Source organism: Rahnella sp. CFA14(1/10) (assembly GCF_004195095.1).
In the GTDB taxonomy this organism is placed as follows: Bacteria; Pseudomonadota; Gammaproteobacteria; order Enterobacterales; family Enterobacteriaceae; genus Rahnella; species Rahnella perminowiae.
The window spans coordinates 544,198-561,355 of the sequence record NZ_SEWS01000001.1 but is presented as its reverse complement, the minus strand read 5'-3'; the positions used below and the strand labels follow the sequence as shown (position 1 = coordinate 561,355).

Genomic DNA, 17,158 nt, shown 5'->3' with positions numbered 1-17,158 from the left:
CTTTCCTTCCCTTTCCCGACACTGAGAAATTCATGAAGCTTGATGCGATTCCGTTTTGCACGACTGACTGGAGTGATGTCACGCCAACGCAACATCCTGGTGATACCGGCATGGCGCTGTGGCGTACGCAAAAATTTGGCGATATCCGTGTGCGTATCGTTGAATATTCAGCAGGCTATGTGGCTGATCACTGGTGTAGTAAAGGCCATGTTTTGTTCTGCCTTGAAGGGGAGCTTCATACACGCCTTGAAGATGGACGTACGTTCACCTTATCGCCGGGCATGAGTTATCAGGTAGCGGACAATGCCGAAGCACACCGTTCATCTACACCGGTTGGCGCGAAACTGTTTGTTGTTGATTAGTCGTGTTGGTTTATTGCGTGGTTGTTTATAGAAACATTCGCCGTCTGCTGAGGCAGACGGCAAGGAGCAGCAGGTGAGTAAATTACGGGTTGGTATTATTTTTGGTGGTAAATCGGCAGAGCATGAAGTGTCACTGCAGTCGGCAAAAAATATCGTGGATGCGATTGATAAAGAACGCTTTGATGTGACATTACTGGGTATTGATAAGAAAGGGGAGTGGCACATTAATGACGCCAGTAATTACCTGATCAATGCTGAAAATCCGTCGCTGATTGCCCTGAATCGCTCGAATAACCAGGTTGCGCTGATCCCGGGCCAGACCGAGAATCAGCTAATCGAAACCCACAGCGCCAGCGCATTGTCGCAGGTGGATGTCATCTTCCCGATTGTGCATGGAACGCTGGGGGAAGATGGTTCCCTGCAGGGGCTGCTGCGTATGGCAAATATAGCCTTCGTCGGCTCCGGCGTACTGGGCTCCGCCGTCAGTATGGATAAAGATGTCACCAAGCGTTTGCTGCGTGATGCCGGTCTGGCCGTTGCTCCTTTCGTGTGCCTCACGCGAGTGAATCGTCAGAAAAATACCTTTGCCAGTGTTTCGCAACAACTCGGCCTGCCGCTGTTTATCAAACCGGCAAATCAGGGCTCATCGGTGGGCGTCAGTAAAGTCAGCGATGAAGAGAGCTATCAGCGTGCTCTGGATGAAGCATTCAGCTTCGACCACAAAGTGCTGGTGGAGTCGGCTATCAAAGGTCGTGAAATTGAATGCGCTGTATTAGGTAATGATCACCCGCAGGCCAGCGTGTGCGGCGAAGTGATCCTGCATGACGGATTTTATTCCTACGATACCAAATACATCAACGAAACTGGCGCGTCCATCGCTGTTCCGGCTGATTTACCGCAGGAAACCCATGATCGTATCCGCGCCATCGCCTTGCAGGCATTTCAGGTGCTGGAGTGTCGCGGCATGGCACGTGTGGACGTTTTCCTGACAGAACAGGATGAAGTCGTCATCAATGAAATTAATACCTTGCCGGGCTTCACCAATATCAGTATGTATCCGAAACTCTGGGCCGCCAGTGGTTTAGGTTACCGTGATCTGATCACGCGCCTGATCGCGCTGGCGATGGAGCAACATCAGCAGAATAATCAGTTGAAAAGCTCGGCTAACTGACCGGCTGGTTTAAGGCAATACGAAGAAGGCAGGGAGGAAATCCCTGCCTTTTGTGTTTACCTTGCTGATTATTCAACCACCAGCTTCACCTGTTTTCCGGCCAGGCTCAGCATCAGAATCAGGGCATCAAGCGTAAATTTATCCGTCTTTTTGTTTACGACGTCAGAAACGCGCGGGCGCGAAACTTGTAAAACTTTTGCAGCATCGCTCTGCCGCAGATTCTGATGGATGATCCAGAGGCCAATTTCCGTCATCAGTTGCTCTTTGAGCGCCAGAGTATGAGCAATTTTACTCTGTGAATCTGCATGTAAAGCCTGGGCTTCGACAGCGCTGAATCCCAAATCGGCGAACACATTTCCGCCTGCTTGCGTGATATGTCGTGATGCGACATCAATATCCTTTTTCATTTTCTCTCCTGTGGCGCTCCCGTACAATTTGGGCATAGCGGCTTTTTATAATGGAAATATCTTTCGGGCTGGTTTGCTGATTCTTTTTCGCAAAGCAGTGCAGGATGTAAATGGCCTCGTCGAATTTAGCGAGATAGACAACCCTAAAAGTACCGGCGCGTACATCGAGTTTGATTTCAACCACGCCAGTACCCCAGTCGCTGACTGACTTCCATTGTGTTGGGGGAAGCCCTTGCTGAATTTGCTCAAGCTCATAGCCCGCTCTTTTTCTGGCGTCTGTGGGAAAATCACGTAAGTCCTTCAACGAACTTCCACGCCAGTCGATATCTTTAATCACCGTCACTTCCCTTGTGTATAAAATTTTATACCTAAATGGGCCTTATGCCAACGTCTTTATACGGCAGCTAAAAGGGGGTGAGATAATTAAGGAGAATTCTTGCGAGATGTGCCGAAAGAAAGCGTTTATACGGTGTTAAAAGGCAGGGAGGAAATCCCTGCCTTTTGTGTTTTCTGATTACGTCCTGTAGCGCCAGAGTAAGATAACAACGCCGGTCAGACTGGCAAGAGAAATGCTATAAAGCGCGCCGGTTGCGCCGATACTTTCTGCCAGTAAACCGGCGGCGCCGGTGGCTAAACCCGCCACCATAACTTGTCCGCGCCAGGCCAGCGCGCTGGCTGTGGCGACCTGTCTGCCCGTAAAATTTTGCAGCACGCCGAAAGTGCCTAATGCGAACACCACGTTTGAGGCCAGGTGAGCACTAAAAATTAACGCCAGACTGACTGCCGGCCAGGCTGACAGGGGGGAAAGCAGAAAGTATCCCCCCAGAAATAACATCAGGCATAACAATATTCGTCTGTTACTGGTGCTGAACTGCCGGAGTTTGTCAGCACTGAGCAGCAGCGGGCCGAATAGTTGCCCGAGGCTGCGGGCAAACAGCAAAGGGAGTGCCAGACCGGTGGTTTCTTCAGGGCGAATTTGCTGCACGAGTGCGGGTAATAATGCCATCGCGGGAGAACCGACAGCGGCGAGCGCCGGTAACAGCAAGATGCTTTGTTTTTGCAGCGGGGAGTAATGTTTCCAATGCAATGGCAGGTGTGCAGGAAAATCAGCCGCCATTGTTTGAGCGTCCCTGACCCGAAATTTTTTCCGGGTGGTCAGAAGCAAAATAGCAGATGCGGCAAAACTCAGCGCATCGAGCAGTAAAATGCACAGCGGCGAAACAACATTGAACAGCAAAACCCCGGCGCCGGTGCCAAGCAAAACCTGCGCAGAAAAAATCAGCGTTTCCATTGCCGTCGCCGCCGGTAACTCCTCAGCGCTTAGCCCGCGTTTGAATAGCAAGGTGAGCGCCGGATAACTCATCCCGCTGAATAACGCTTCAGCAGACTGAATGACCAGCAGTGCGGGAATATGATGTGACAGCAGACCGTACAGTGGAAATACCAGTGCCACCATGCCAAATATTTCAGTCAGGATCAAAATTCGCAGCGGCGACATCTTCCTGCACAAACGTTCGCCCCAAACACTTCCAATAAAGCCGGGCAAGGTTGCCAGCATATAAGCGAAAGTCAGCGTGCCGGGGGAGGCATTCCAGCGCAGCAATTGGCCAAATACCATGACCTGCGTCAGGCCATTGCCCAGAGAGGATAAAATAAAGGCACAACCCAGCAACCGCAGCCAGCAATGGCTGCGAAGTGCGCGTACGAGCGCAATCAATAACGAATTCATTTGAAAGATTCTCATCAGAAATAACACAAACCCCGCCTTGCACGCAGGCAACGGGAGAAGAAAAAATGTTAGTGATGAGAATTCGTTACATTGGGAAGCAGAACCTGAAGGCAAAAGAAGAGGAAAATGTAGCACAAGGTCAGGCAGGCGGGGAGGCTTTCGGGAAATTTTCAGTAACACAGACACGAAAAAGGCGGCAAACGCCGCCTCTTCTGCTTACTGCTTTTTATTGCTTATTACAGCTTATTTATACAGTTCAGCTGTGCCGTACAGGTGGTTATCGCCTGAAGCACCGATGATACGGTAAGAGCTGGCACCGGCTTCGCTGGCTTTAGCATTCAGTTTGTTTTGCAGGCTGCTCAGGCTGTTACCGGATGTTGCACTGACAACACCAATCGGTTGCTGACCTGCCGGCGCTGACTGAACTTCTGTTGCAGCCAGAGTGGAGAATGAAGCGGTTGCCAGTGCGATAGCTGCAAGGGTCATTGTTAAGTTTTTCATGATATTTTCCTCATTTCGTATTTTTAAGCTTTGCCAGGCGTTGTCATCAACGTTCATTTAATGTGCAAAGCTCTCGTCTGTCCGATACAACATCTAGCTTATTAATCGTTAACTAAATGCCGTTTTACCCTAAAATGGCAGGTACTTTATGCTTATTTATACAGTTCAGCAGTACCGTACAGGTGGTTATCACCTGAAGCCCCGATGATGCGGTATGAGCTTGCACCCGCTTCATTGGCTTTGGCATTCAGTTTATTCTGCAGGCTTGATAAATCATTGCTTGAAGAAGCACTTACCACACCAATTGCTTGCTGACCTTCTGGTGCAGACTGAACTTCAGACGCAGCCAGAGTCGAGAAAGAAGCAGTAGCAAGTGCGATTGCGGCTAAAGTCATGGCGATATTTTTCATGGTAGTTTTCCTTTTTATCTGTTTATCAGCAGGTGATTATTCGGTCCGACTGTTATTTATTAACAGTTGATAAGTAAATGTTAGACCGGGATCACATTCTGTGCAACTCATTTATTTATTAATCGTTAACTTATTGTGCGGAACAATATGCTAACAGCACCTTCAGAACTTATTTGTACAGCTCAGCAGTACCGTACAGATGGTTTTCACCAGAAGCCCCGATGATACGGTATGAGGTTGCGCCAGCTTCAGTAGCTTTTGCATTCAGTTTGGACTGCAATGTACTCAGGTTACCGTTTGAAGAGGCGCTGACAGTACCGATAGTTTGCTCACCTGCAGGTGCAGACTGAACTTCAGTTGCCGCTAAGGTAGAGAAAGAAGCCGTAGCAAGTGTCAGTGCAGCGATTGTCATAGCGATATTTTTCATGGTGTTAATTCCTGTTCTTCAGTTTTTATTTGGGGTGCCTTCTTCAGGAACCTCAGTTTTGGGTCAACGTTAGTTATTAGTTAACGTTCGATAAGTAAATGATAGGGAGTGTTGGGAGTTTGTGCAAGATGTTTTTTTAATGATCGTTAACTAATCGTGCTGTGATGAATATCACATTAAATGCCTGCATTGTTTTTATTTTGTTAATTTATTGTTTTTAAAATGATTGATGCGAAGGATGGGAAATCCTTTATGCATAATTTTGCTGAATGAATCTTTAATGATCGCTAAGTTAATGGTTGGTTCTGACCGGATAGGGTGATAAAACAGGGGCGGCTGATAAAAAGATAAGGCGACATTAGCCGCCTTATCATTATTCCTGCCCCGACTCTTTGTCGTCAGGCACCGCGTTCGTTAGTAGTAAATAGAAGCGGGCCGATGGCTTGGGATCGAGGGTGCAGGTGGCTGAGTAGGAGAAGTAGGAATACGGCCCTGTTCGATTTTTTTATTCGTACAGGTGCCCGGGTTACAGAAGTTACTGTCACCGGTCACATTGACCATCCTCACTTCCTGACTCTGTAAAGGCATCATGATAACCTGCTGTGCGGCAACATTGGCAACCGGCACAGCGGTTAATGCCAGAACTGCAAGAAGGATTTTGAAGTTACTCATGATGTTACGTCCTGGATAGTATGCTTAAAAAGCGTTTTTAGCTGCGCAGTTTTGCGGGTTTGAGCGATTTTCTTATCGCTCGATAATTAAATAATAAACTCCGCTGGACTTGTGCGCAACTATTTTTAATAATGATCGTTAAGTTATTTCTATAAAAATTTAATAACCATAATCACAATGGTGATGGAAGGAGGGTGTATGAGCACTGAACAGACGGCTTTGGTCCGGAAAAGTCGCGGGCGCCCAAAACAGTTCGATCGTGGAACTGCTCTGAGCAAGGCCCTGAATTTATTCTGGCGCCATGGTTACGAGGCCACTTCATTAGCCGATTTGGTCGAAGCAACCGGTGCAAAAGCGCCAACTTTGTATGCTGAATTTGGTAACAAAGAAGGGCTTTTCCGCGCAGCCGTTGAACATTATCTGAAAAACTTTTACGAAAAGAGCTCGTGTTTACTGAGCAGAACAGATTTGTCCGTTGAGGATACGGTCGGGCGCTATTTGCGTGCCATCGTCGAACTGTTTACCGATTGTGACACGCCAAGTGGCTGCTTTATGATCAGCGCATCATCCGGCATGTCTTCGTCATCAGCGGATATTGCCGAAATGTTGCGTGCGCGCCATCTTTCGCAGGAACGTACTCTGTTTGAATATTTCGAGAAGAAAAAACACAGTGGTGATCTGACAGCGGCAAGCGACAGCGCCCTGCTGGCGAAATACCTGGCCTGCACCATTCAGGGCTTCTCCGTACAGGCCCGTGATGGCGCGAGTGCGGATGAACTGAACCGCCTGATTGATGTGGTTATGAACCTGTGGCCGGAACTGACCAAAGCGACGGCAGTCAGTCAGGCCGAACATTAACCACTGAGTTAAGATAATTGTTGAGAAAGAGAATAGAACGTCAGGTACTGAGTATTTCGGGCCTGGCGTTAGGCGGCATAGACTTTGAGGATCCGCCGGGTGACCCGGGGCTGTTTGGCCCTGAAAGCATCACCTGGCGAATTCACGGAGATTTCTCGTCCATGCTTTGCGGCGGCGTCAGTGCCTTGCTGCTGCAGATGCTTCATCCGCTGGCGCTTGCCGGTGTCTGGGATCATTCCTCATTTCGTGAAGATATGCTCGGGCGGCTTCGTCGCACCAGTCAGTTTATCTCGGGTACGACTTTTGCGCCTCTGGATGATGCCAATGCATTAATCGAAAAAGTAAAATCCATTCATTTGCGGGTCACGGGTACTGATGCTTACGGCACGCCTTATGCGGCCAGCGATCCGGAATTACTGGTCTGGGTGCACGTGGCTGAAGCGTACAGCTTTCTGCAATCACATTTGCGGTATCGCAACCCTTCGCTCAGTCTGGCCGGGCAGAACCTTTATTATCGGGAGTTTTCCCGTGTGGCGAAAAGCCTGGGTGCGGCAGATGTGCCGCAGAGTGTCGATGCGGTAGAACATTATCTGCAGGCGATGCGTCCGCAATTACGCTGCGATGAACGCACGCTTGAAGTGGTGAAATTATTGCAGAATGCACCGGCTCCGAGCCGTCTGGCGAAACCGGTGGGCAGCCTGATGATCCAGGCTGGCATTGAGTTATTGCCTGAATGGGCGGCGACGCAACTGGGTATTTCCCTTTCCCCGCCAAAGCGCCGAAGGATTCGTTTCGCCACCCGCCGTATTGCCGGTGTACTGCGCTGGGCGGTGAGAAACGGCTCATGGCACCGGGCCATGCGCCGTATGGGACGTCTGACCTGACCGTTAAAGATGCGGATAAACGCCCGGACCAATGGGCAGACCCAGCAAATACCACCCCACCAGCATCAGCAGCCACACGACGAAAAACACAACCGGATACGGCAGCACCAGTGAATAATAGGTACCCAGTTTCGCCTCTTTGTTGTACCGCTGGAGAAACCCGAGGAACAGCGGTACAAACGGTGACATGGGCGCGAGCGGGATCACCGACGAATCCGCAACGCGGAATACGATTTGCGCAAACGCCGGATGAAAACCGAGCAGCATAAACATCGGCACGAAAATCGGTGCGAGAATCGACCAGATTGCTGAGCCGCTGGCGATAAACATACACAGCAACGCCGACAGGAAAATCAGGCCGAGGAACGCCGGGATACCGGTCATGCCTAAGTTTTCCAGCACATCGGTCAGCCCGATCGCCATAAATTTCCCCATATTGCTCCAGTTGAAAAATGCCACAAACTGGGAGAGCGGGAACACCATCACGATAAAACCTGCCATGGATTTCATCGGATCCACCAGCAAATTCGGCACATCACTGGCACTGCGGATCTGTTTTGTTACCATGCCGTAAGGCACAGAAATCACAAAGAAGAACAAAATAATCAGCGGTACGATGCCCTGAATAAACGGCGAAGGGATGATACCGCCGGTTTTAGGATTGCGCAGCGGTGCGGCTTCCGGCACCACCAGCAATGCCACCAGTGCGATAAACACCAATGCTGCAATACCGCTCGCCATCAGGCCGCGATTCTGTTCCGGTGTCAGTTTTTTCATCTCTTCGTTACGCTCGCCGTGATACACCGGCAGGCGCGGTTCAACGAATTTATCGGTGAGAATGGCACCCACAATTGTCAGCACAATGACGGAGGCAGCCATAAAGTACCAGTTATCGATGACGCTCACCTGAACCGCCGGATTAATCGCCTTCGCGGCCTCGGTACTGAGCCCCGACAGCAACACATCGGTAGTCACAATCAGCAGATTAGCCGTGAAACCGCAGCCGACGCCGGCGATAGCCGCCAGTAAACCGGCCACCGGATGACGCCCGACCGCGAGGAAAATTAACGCGCCCAACGGCGGCATCACCACCAGTGCGGCATCAGACGAAATATGGCTGAAGAAGGCGATAAAAATCACCATGTAACTGGCGTAACGGGCATTGACTTTGGACGCCATTTTGTACATCAGGCTTTGCAGCAGTCCGACGCGCTCCGCCAGTCCGGCACCAATAACCAGCGCCAGAATCGAGCCGAGCGGGGTAAATCCGCTGAAGTTTTTAATGACGTTCGGCAAAATCCACTGAATGCCTGTCACACTCAGCAGGTTTTTTACGTGGATGACATCACCGTTAGTCGGGTTCACCGCCGTAATATTCAGCCATGAAATTACCGCACTGGCGACCATCAGCACGGCGATCAGATAAACAAATAACAAAAACGGGTTGGGAATTTTATTCCCGACACGTTCCACCCAATGAAGAAATCCTCCCGGACTCCGGCCGGAATCTTGCGCCTGAATACTCATCTGTTAACCCTCTGTCATGTTTGTCTTTTTTATATTTATGCCGCGTATTTGCGCCGGAACGGGGTGCGAATACGCGGTGTACTCATTCGGGATTTATTTCAACGGCGACGGTTTCACGCCAGCCGGGATCGGGCATTGATAGGGACGTCGTGCACGTTGTGCATCACGCTCTTTCTGACAGGCCGCCAGTAAATCCGGCCGGGAGAACAGGTCTATCGCAGTTGATGACATGACTTTTGCCGCCAGGCACATGCCTTTATGGGCAATGGATGTTCGCCCCTGTGACACGATTTGCCAGGTGTGCAGCGGCGATCCCACAGCAAAACACGGGCTGAAGCATTGCGCCGTCGGCACCAGCCAGCTGACATCGCCGACATCCGTTGAGCCGTAGAGGATATTGTCGTTCGGGGCATACGGGGCAACGCGGTCAGTCAGCGGGGAATGGCGCAGGGTGTCGGCGAATTCCACGCCTTCCGCGCCGCTGGTGCGGGAGATATTCAGCAAATTGTTATCGATATCCTGTTCGCTCAGCGTGGCATGAATTGATGCCGCAAACGCCCGCTCTCCGGCGGTGTAATGCGGTGTGCCAAATGCCTGCACGTACTGATACATCGCGCTTTCCAGTGTGCGGTTGGGCACGTAGTTGGAACAGGCTTTATCAAAGCGCATCGACATCTGCGTGCCGGTCATCAGCGCTGCGCCTTTGGCGATATCCACTACGCGGTCAAAAATTGCCTGCGCCTGATCCATTTGCGGTGCGCGCACCAGATACAACACTTCGGCATCGGCCTGCACCACGTTTGGCGAAATTCCCCCCGCGTTGGTGATGGCGTAATGCAGGCGTGCTTCCTGAATAATGTGCTCGCGCAGGAAATTCGAACCGGTGTTCATCAGCGTCAGGGCATCCAGCGCGCTGCGGCCAAGGTGTGGCGCGGCAGCGGCGTGTGAGGACACGCCTTTAAAGCTGAACGACGCCTGAATATTGGCCAGCGTCTGATTGCTGAACATGCCGCTGTAGGTTTCCGGATGCCAGGTCAGTGCGGCATCGACATCATCAAACAGCCCTTCGCGGGCCATAAACGTTTTACCGGAGCCGCCTTCTTCGCCCGGACAACCGTAAAAACGTACCGTACCCGGAATTTTTTCACGTTCCATCCAGGCTTTCACTGCCAGCACACCACCGAGTGCCGCCGTGCCGAGCAGGTTATGACCACAGCCGTGGCCGTTACCGTTTTCCACCTGTGGCTGCGCCACATCGCAACCGGCTTTCTGGCTTAAACCGGCCAGTGCGTCGAATTCGCCAAGCAGGGCGATCACGGGTTTGCCCTGGCCGGAACTGGCGATGAATGCGGTTTCCATGCCGCCGGCACCGCGTTCCACGCTAAAGCCGCTGGCTTCCAGTTTGTCGGCCAGCAATGCTGAGGAGAACGATTCCGCGAAACGGGTCTCCGGATGGTCCCAGATTGCATCACTGATTTCTGCCAGGGCAGGTTGCTGGTTATCAATAAAGTCGTTGATAAAATTGACGATATTTTGTTGTGTCGCCATTAAATATCCCCTTTGAATTCAGCGATATTCAGTGCCAGGGCCGCCAGCGTTTTGATGCCCTGAGATATCACTTTCTCATCGAAATCAAACAGTTCATTGTGATGACCAGCGCTCAGATCCGTGCCAAAAATGACATAAGAGGCTTCACCGCCACGGGCTTTGACGCGCTCCATCATGTAAGTGGCATCTTCTGAACCGGCAGCCCCTTCCTGATGGTCAATAATCTGTTCGAACTCGCCGAGTTTTTCTGCCTGACGGTGAATGTAATTTACCCAGGCAGGCGTTGGTGTGCTGCTTTGCGCCGCACCCATCAGTTTGATGTCGAATTTCACCTGATGCATTTCGGCTGCGCCGGAGATAACTTTCAGCGCCTGCTGATAAATAAAATCATTTACTTCATTGGTGGAACCGCGTGTCTCGACTTTCATCATGGCGGTGGACGGCACCACATTGCGCCCGGTGCCCGCCTGCAACACGCCGACATTCACCCGCGAGCTGCCGCCGCTGTGGCGTGGGATAGCATGCAACCCCAGCGTGGCCTGTGCCGCCGCCAGCAGGGCGTTGCGCCCGTCTTCCGGTTTGCCGCCTGCATGCGAAGCCACGCCGGTAAAGTGCACATCGAGCTTGGTTGTCGCCATGAAAGTATCGTTACCGCACACAATGTGATTAGCCGGTACGCCGGTGCCGATATGTACAGCGGTAAAATATTGCACATCGTCCACCACCCCCGCCTCAACCATGGATTTTGCGCCGCGCGTGCCTTCTTCGGCAGGCTGGAAAATCAGCTTGATGGTGCCGCATAACTGATCGCGCACCTGCATCAGCACTTCTGCCAGCCCGAGGCCAATGGTAGTGTGGCCATCGTGACCGCAGGCGTGCATCATGCCGTTATTGGCCGAAGCAAATCCTTCCCGGAACGGGCGGTGTGCCTCGTCCAGGACTTCGCATAAATCCAGCGCGTCCATATCCACACGAACACCCATCACCGGGCCGGGACGACCGGTTTCCAGCGTCGCGACAATACCGGTGAAACCGCCGGAGAAATGTGGCATCCAGCGGGCAATCGCCCCTTGTTCCAGAGCACGCCGCTCTTGTTCGGCCAGCACAGCGGCGGAAGGCAGCCCCATACGCGAATCCGCGTCAATGACTTCTTTGCCCAGTTGCAGTGAATAACCCAGTTTTTCCAGCCGATCGGCCACCAGCGTGGAGGTACGAAATTCCAGCCAGCCGGATTCGGCGTATTTATGCAGGTCACGGCGTTGCTTTTGCAGGGAAGGAAACAGCTTTTCTACACGTTCAGAAATCTCATTAACCATCACAGACTCTCTTGTTGACACAGACATGCAGGCTTTCCGCGCAGCGGCAGAAAGGAGGAAATCAAAGCGTTGGGAAGTGCAGAGCCGCACGCAGAAAGCGGCGAAAGGCGGCCTTATAAGATTTTTAATGTACATAAAGCGTTCGGGGCATATAAGATGCCAAAATCTTTTTAGTGATAATCAGGGGTTATCAAAGAATCTCATGCCATCACAAATAAAAATGCATCAGTTGCGGGCGTTTGTTGCGGTCGCACGTCAGGGCAGCATTCGTGCCGCCAGCCGGGTGCTGAATCTTTCGCAGCCCGCGCTGACTAAATCGATTAAAGAGCTGGAAGAAAATCTGGGGACGAAATTATTTGTCCGCCGCCGTCAGGGTGTGACGCTAACTGATTGTGGTGACGCGTTTTTTAAACACGCCAGCCTGATTCTGGAAGAGCTGAGGGTGGCGCAGGAAGACATCACGCAGCGTCTCGGCGGCACCAGCGGCAGGGTAAATATCGGCGTGGGTGCCAGTATTGCCCGCACCATCATGCCGGAAGTGATTGAGCGTTTTCACCGCGAATTTCCCGATGTGAAGGTCCGGATAGCCGAGGGACAACTGGTGTCGATGATCCCCGAGCTGCGACAGGGCGAGCTGGATTTCACCGTGAATACCTATTATCACGGCCCTTTTGATAACGAACTGTTATATGAAAAACTTATGGATAAAGAGTATCGGGTGGTCGCAAGACGCGGCCATCCGATGCAGAACGCCCGCTCGATGCAGGCGCTTTTACATTGCGACTGGACGATGCCGACGCCACGCGGAAGTTATTATAAATTGCTCAGCGAAATGTTCAGCGAAATGGATACCGAACCCAATATCAGCGTGATTTGTGAAACCTTTATGTCGTGCACCAGCCTGATCGCCAAAACCGATTTTCTCAGCATATTGTCCGTTGATGCGATTAATGATCCGGTGATCGGTCAGAGCCTGATCGCGCTGGATCTCGATCTGTCACTGCCGAAAGCCACGTTCTATCTTATTCAGCGACGTGATACCACACTCACACCGATGGCCGCGCACCTGGCGCATCTGTTTCGGATGTATTGCCGCTGATGTCGATATTTCGACAAAAAAGCACCTGTTTTAATGATTTATCGGGCTTTTTTGGGAATATTGCCCGTTATCGGGCTGGCTTATCCGCTTTACACTGACCCTCACAGGAAATAATAAACTTCCTATATTGTTGAGGTCATATGCGCCAGTCCGACATTGTTGCTGAAGTCAGTAACGACAAACAAACCCTGACCGCGCTGGTCGAGCAGGACAACCGCGTGGTGTATTTCTATATTTTCGCCCGCGAAGATTTGCGTGACCGCTTTCCGAAAATGCGCGCCTGCTGGGTTCGCAATCTGGTGCCCGCACCGGCGAACGATGATACCGACGCGATGGAGCAGGGGATTGCCCCGATGCTGGCGGCGCAATATTGCCGCAATCTGGAAGGCGAAGCACCGCTGGATCCGGCCCAAATCCAGATCCTGTGGAATGAAAGCGATGACGGCGCGGCATTGTGGTATCAGGGATTGTTGCTGGCAGTGATCCCCGGCTGGAGTTTGTATATCGATCATTCGGTGTGTTATTCCGCCGGTTGCATTAAACAGAATCCGCTGACCTTCCCGCTGGGTTCAGCCTCGACCAATACGCAATGTGAGCTGGCGGAAAAAACCCGTCTGTTCTGGCGCGACTGGCAAAATGAATTCAGCAATCCGTGGCCGAAAATCCAGCGCAAGCTGCTGGAATCCTACGAAGCCCGCTTTGGCCCTTCACTGAAATATTATCTGATTAACCAGGGGCACTGGCCACCGATGGCGATTTCCCAGCATGAAGATGAAGAAAATTATTACTTCTTCACGGTTGGCATGAGTATCCGTCCGATGCCGCAAGTCGATATTATTTTCAATGATGAGGCTGAAAAACACCGCCGTATTGAGCTGGCTTTTTCGGTCGGCAAAGAATATGTGACAGAAGAAAATGCCGTGCAGATGGCCAGTGCCTTATCCGGTTATGCGCAGATCCCCTGGACGACGCTCAGCTGGCTGGGTGAAGGTCACACCCTGATGTCACCGATGGCACCGCTCGGTTTTGAAGGACACGTCATTTCCTCGGCGTTATGCGGTCCGGCAGACAAAATGCGCCTGCCGGAAATCTATGGTGATCCGGTGAATCAGTTTTGGGTCAGCCCGGTGTTCACCAGTGAACTGGCGTTTGCACAGGCCAAACCGAATGGCGGTTTTGAGCTGGTGTCCGCGATGATCGAAAACGATATCGGGTATGTGTTTGCGCCGAGAAGCGCGGTGGTTTGATGACACTCTCTCAGTTTTCTAACCGAGAGGAGTAAGAATACCGATCTGCGCCCTCCCCCTTCGCAGGGGGAGAAGCAAGAAAATCCTTTCCTTCGCGGGGGGAGGAACAAGGCAAAAACCTAAACTGGTTTAACTTCCTGCTGAAAATCCTCAGCATCCACATCATATCCCGACGGTTCCCAGCGTACCGCTGTCAGCACGATTAAGCCCGCCAGTGGCGCTAACGCGATCACCCAGAACACGCCGGTGCCGAGTGCTGCGGAAAGTACCGGGAACAGGAACAGCGAGACCGTCGAGCTGCCGCGCATCAGCGTCTGGTTGAAGCCGACACCCATGCCGCGCAGTGATGTCGGGTAGCTCAGTGACGCAAAGGTCATGGTGTGCGATCCCGGGCCGAAGCCCTGACCGAACAGGAACAGTGCCAGCATGGCGATGGAAATTGCTGCTTCACCGCCATCTGCCGGGCGACCGACCAGTGCCAGGCCGATCATCGCGACCAACTGACAGGCGTAACCGGCATAGGTCATTTTCCATGCACCAAATTTCGAGACATACCGCACCGCAATCAGGCCGCCGACGAAGGCGAAGCACAGGTTCAGGCCGAGCGAGAACAGGATAGTGCTGATCATCGATTGTTGCAGGAAGCTGGATAAGATAACCGGTAGCCCGAAAGCCACCGCATTATAGGCAAAGGATGAAGCCACTGCCGTCACGGTCGCCAGCACAGTGCGGCGCAGATAAATACCCTGCAACAGCGTGCCGTAGTTACGCCATGCGGCTTTGCGCACTTTCACCTGCGGTGCTTTGTCCGCATCTTCAGCCACGACTGCGTGAATGTTGTAAGACTTACGCAGGATTGCCGCAGCGCTTTGCAGGTCACCCTGATTGGCAGCCCAGACCGGCGATTCATTCATATAGCGGTGACGGATAGCGATAATCAGAATCGCAGGCACCGCGCCGAAACCGAGGATCAGACGCCACAACCAGTCGGTATGCGTCGCGGGCAGCACCGCGTAAAGCAGCAGCACCAGCAGATAGGAGACGCTGATCGCCGCGTACCACGTCGGACACCACATTGCCACGCGCGAGGCTTTATTGCCGCGGCCCTGCAGTTTTGAAAACTCCGCCAGAAATGCCATCGCCACCGGTAAATCGATGCCGACCCCGAGACCCATCACAAAGCGTGATCCGCCGAGAACCCACTCATTGGGTGCAAAGGCACAGGCCAGAGCGGCAATGACGAAGAAGAACATATCGGCCATAAAGACGCGGTAACGGCCGATTTTGTCGGTCAGATAGCCGCCGAAGAGTGCGCCCACAATCGCCCCGAAAGTAATCGCCGAGGCCACAAAGCCTGCGCCGGAAGGTGTCAGGCCGAACTGGCGGGTGATATCTTTCATCCCGAAGGCCAGCGCACCGAGGTCGTAAGCGTCGAGGAAAACGCCGCCCAGTGCGATAGCAATCACGATGCGCGCGTCGCTGATTTTCGCTGCGCCGCGGTTCACTAACTGAGTAATATCGGCAGCGGAACGAATCACCACCGGCTGGTCAGTCGCCGTGTCGGCTGCGCTGTAATCCCCTGAAGAGGCGGTCTGTGAGGCCGCAATTAAGTCAGACATTGTTGTGTTTACGCTTTTTGACAAAAAAGCCAGCATAGAGGCGAGGTGATACCGGTCACAAGTCCTGATTAAGCATTGCATGAAAACAAATGGCTATAACTTAAAACCCAATGATCTAAGCGTATGTCAGCCAGTATAAAATCGTGCTGGTCACGTTACCGCCACCGGTCAGACCCGCCGGCACGTCGCCTCAGCGATTTCACGGATAAGCTTCGTACATTTCGGCATTTTACCCGGCTATCACCGCCTGCTTTTATAGATCACCATCCATTCCCCTGCGCAAAATTGGACTATTCTTGTTAGCAGCTTGTTTTCACGAACGAAAGTTTTCACCGATGAAAGCAGATTGAATGACGGAGCAGTCGCCGGGCGACAAAACCAACATAACCCGATAAGAGGATAGAACATGACTGTAACAACTGGGCGAGTACGGGGATTTTCAGTGGCAGCACTGGCGCTGGTATCTGCATTAAGTTTCAGCGCACAGGCCGCTGATGATGCTGTGCGTGTCGGTTCAAAAATTGATACCGAAGGTTCGCTGCTCGGTAACATAATTATCCAGGTGCTGGAAGCGAACGGCATCCACACCACCAACAAATTGCAACTGGGAACGACGAAAGTGGTGCGCGGCGCTATCACCGCCGGTGAAATCGATATCTATCCTGAATACACCGGTAACGGCGCGTTCTTCTTCTCTGATGATAAAGACCCCGCGTGGAAAAATGCGCAGGCTGGTTTCGATAAGGTTAAAAAGCTGGATTACGATCAAAACAAAATTGTCTGGCTGAGCCCGTCTCCGGCCAATAACACCTGGACTATCGCTGTGCGTCAGGATGTGGCGAGTGCGCACAACCTGAAATCTCTCGGTGATTTAGGCAAATACATCAGCAGCGGTGGCGATTTTAAACTGGCGGCCTCGGCAGAATTTATTGAGCGTCCGGATGCCTTACCGGCCTTTGAAAATGCCTACGGTTTCAAACTCAGTCAGGCACAGTTGCTCTCCCTGGCGGGTGGCGATACGGCGGTGACCATCAAAGCGGCGGCGGAACAAACCTCCGGTGTGAATGCGGCGATGGCCTATGGTACGGATGGCCCGGTGGCGGCACTTGGCCTGCAAACGCTGGAAGATCCAAAAGGTGTGCAACCGATTTACGCACCAGCGCCTGTCATCCGCGAGGCGGCGCTGAAAGCGCATCCGAATATTCCTGATTTGCTCAAACCCGTTTTTGCCTCCCTTGATACTAAAACGTTGCAGGGCCTGAACGCGAAAATCGCCGTTGACGGACAGGATGCGAAAAAAGTGGCTGCGAAGTATTTGCAGGAAAAAGGTTTCGTTAAAAAATAACCGGGCAGTGACGCCCTGAGCACGATCTTCGGATCG

The 17,158-nt window shown here is 52.2% G+C and carries 18 protein-coding genes; 7 read left to right on the top strand and 11 right to left on the bottom strand.

Features of this window, described 5'->3' with window-relative positions:
- The first annotated feature begins 32 nt into the window (after positions 1-32).
- A complete protein-coding gene (locus EVX52_RS02805) occupies positions 33-362 on the top strand; it encodes a DHCW motif cupin fold protein (RefSeq protein ID WP_129951928.1) in 330 nt (109 codons plus the stop codon).
- 73 nt (positions 363-435) lie between these two features.
- Positions 436-1,533, top strand: a complete 1,098-nt coding sequence (ddlA, locus tag EVX52_RS02800) for a D-alanine--D-alanine ligase (protein WP_129990544.1) — start codon at positions 436-438, stop codon at positions 1,531-1,533.
- 68 nt (positions 1,534-1,601) lie between these two features.
- On the opposite strand, the gene EVX52_RS02795 is transcribed toward ddlA, so the two are convergent.
- The 7 genes from EVX52_RS02795 to EVX52_RS02765 form a co-directional block, all read right to left on the bottom strand.
- The gene (locus EVX52_RS02795) at positions 1,602-1,940 is read right to left on the bottom strand and encodes a helix-turn-helix domain-containing protein (protein WP_129990543.1); all 339 of its coding nucleotides are present in this window, start codon (positions 1,938-1,940) and stop codon (positions 1,602-1,604) included.
- The gene (locus EVX52_RS02790; protein WP_129951924.1) at positions 1,924-2,277 is read right to left on the bottom strand and encodes a type II toxin-antitoxin system RelE/ParE family toxin; all 354 of its coding nucleotides are present in this window, start codon (positions 2,275-2,277) and stop codon (positions 1,924-1,926) included. Before EVX52_RS02790 ends, EVX52_RS02795 begins: the two co-directional genes overlap by 17 nt.
- Before the next feature lie 177 nt (positions 2,278-2,454).
- Positions 2,455-3,669, bottom strand: a complete 1,215-nt coding sequence (locus tag EVX52_RS02785) for an MFS transporter (RefSeq protein ID WP_129990542.1) — start codon at positions 3,667-3,669, stop codon at positions 2,455-2,457.
- 243 nt (positions 3,670-3,912) lie between these two features.
- Entirely contained in the window at positions 3,913-4,170 is a 258-nt protein-coding gene (locus EVX52_RS02780; RefSeq protein WP_129951921.1) for a DUF1471 domain-containing protein, read from the bottom strand.
- A gap of 152 nt (positions 4,171-4,322) precedes the next feature.
- The gene (locus tag EVX52_RS02775; protein ID WP_129951920.1) at positions 4,323-4,580 is read right to left on the bottom strand and encodes a DUF1471 domain-containing protein; all 258 of its coding nucleotides are present in this window, start codon (positions 4,578-4,580) and stop codon (positions 4,323-4,325) included.
- Between the two features lie 169 nt (positions 4,581-4,749).
- The gene (locus tag EVX52_RS02770) at positions 4,750-5,007 is read right to left on the bottom strand and encodes a YdgH/BhsA/McbA-like domain containing protein (protein ID WP_129951918.1); all 258 of its coding nucleotides are present in this window, start codon (positions 5,005-5,007) and stop codon (positions 4,750-4,752) included.
- Between the two features lie 414 nt (positions 5,008-5,421).
- On the bottom strand, positions 5,422-5,679 hold the full coding sequence (locus EVX52_RS02765) for a hypothetical protein (RefSeq protein WP_129951916.1): 258 nt from the start codon (positions 5,677-5,679) through the stop codon (positions 5,422-5,424).
- Positions 5,680-5,877: 198 nt separating this feature from the next.
- Between EVX52_RS02765 and EVX52_RS02760 the strand changes: the two genes are divergently transcribed.
- Positions 5,878-6,537: a TetR/AcrR family transcriptional regulator gene (locus EVX52_RS02760; RefSeq protein WP_129951914.1), complete on the top strand. Its 660-nt coding sequence runs from the start codon at positions 5,878-5,880 to the stop codon at positions 6,535-6,537.
- Between the two features lie 17 nt (positions 6,538-6,554).
- Positions 6,555-7,421, top strand: a complete 867-nt coding sequence (locus EVX52_RS02755; protein WP_129951913.1) for an oxygenase MpaB family protein — start codon at positions 6,555-6,557, stop codon at positions 7,419-7,421.
- A 3-nt stretch (positions 7,422-7,424) separates the two neighbouring features.
- On the opposite strand, the gene abgT is transcribed toward EVX52_RS02755, so the two are convergent.
- The 3 genes from abgT to EVX52_RS02740 form a co-directional block, all read right to left on the bottom strand.
- Positions 7,425-8,948, bottom strand: a complete 1,524-nt coding sequence (gene abgT, locus EVX52_RS02750) for a p-aminobenzoyl-glutamate transporter (protein WP_129990541.1) — start codon at positions 8,946-8,948, stop codon at positions 7,425-7,427.
- Positions 8,949-9,041: 93 nt separating this feature from the next.
- On the bottom strand, positions 9,042-10,496 hold the full coding sequence (locus EVX52_RS02745; protein WP_129990540.1) for a M20 family metallopeptidase: 1,455 nt from the start codon (positions 10,494-10,496) through the stop codon (positions 9,042-9,044).
- Positions 10,496-11,812, bottom strand: coding sequence for a M20 family metallo-hydrolase (locus EVX52_RS02740; RefSeq protein WP_129990615.1), 1,317 nt, complete (start codon positions 11,810-11,812; stop codon positions 10,496-10,498). The genes EVX52_RS02745 and EVX52_RS02740 overlap by 1 nt, the downstream gene beginning before the upstream one ends.
- Positions 11,813-12,014: 202 nt before the next feature.
- Here EVX52_RS02740 and EVX52_RS02735 point away from each other — a divergent pair, with 202 nt between their 5' ends.
- Both EVX52_RS02735 and EVX52_RS02730 read left to right on the top strand, forming a co-directional pair.
- Positions 12,015-12,911, top strand: coding sequence for a LysR family transcriptional regulator (locus EVX52_RS02735; protein WP_129951910.1), 897 nt, complete (start codon positions 12,015-12,017; stop codon positions 12,909-12,911).
- Between the two features lie 140 nt (positions 12,912-13,051).
- Positions 13,052-14,158: a suppressor of fused domain protein gene (locus EVX52_RS02730; RefSeq protein ID WP_129951909.1), complete on the top strand. Its 1,107-nt coding sequence runs from the start codon at positions 13,052-13,054 to the stop codon at positions 14,156-14,158.
- A gap of 119 nt (positions 14,159-14,277) precedes the next feature.
- Here EVX52_RS02730 and EVX52_RS02725 read toward each other — a convergent pair whose 3' ends face one another.
- On the bottom strand, positions 14,278-15,777 hold the full coding sequence (locus tag EVX52_RS02725) for an MFS transporter (protein ID WP_129951908.1): 1,500 nt from the start codon (positions 15,775-15,777) through the stop codon (positions 14,278-14,280).
- Positions 15,778-16,183: 406 nt separating this feature from the next.
- Here EVX52_RS02725 and EVX52_RS02720 point away from each other — a divergent pair, with 406 nt between their 5' ends.
- Positions 16,184-17,122: an ABC transporter substrate-binding protein gene (locus tag EVX52_RS02720; RefSeq protein WP_129951907.1), complete on the top strand. Its 939-nt coding sequence runs from the start codon at positions 16,184-16,186 to the stop codon at positions 17,120-17,122.
- The last annotated feature ends 36 nt before the right edge of the window (positions 17,123-17,158 follow it).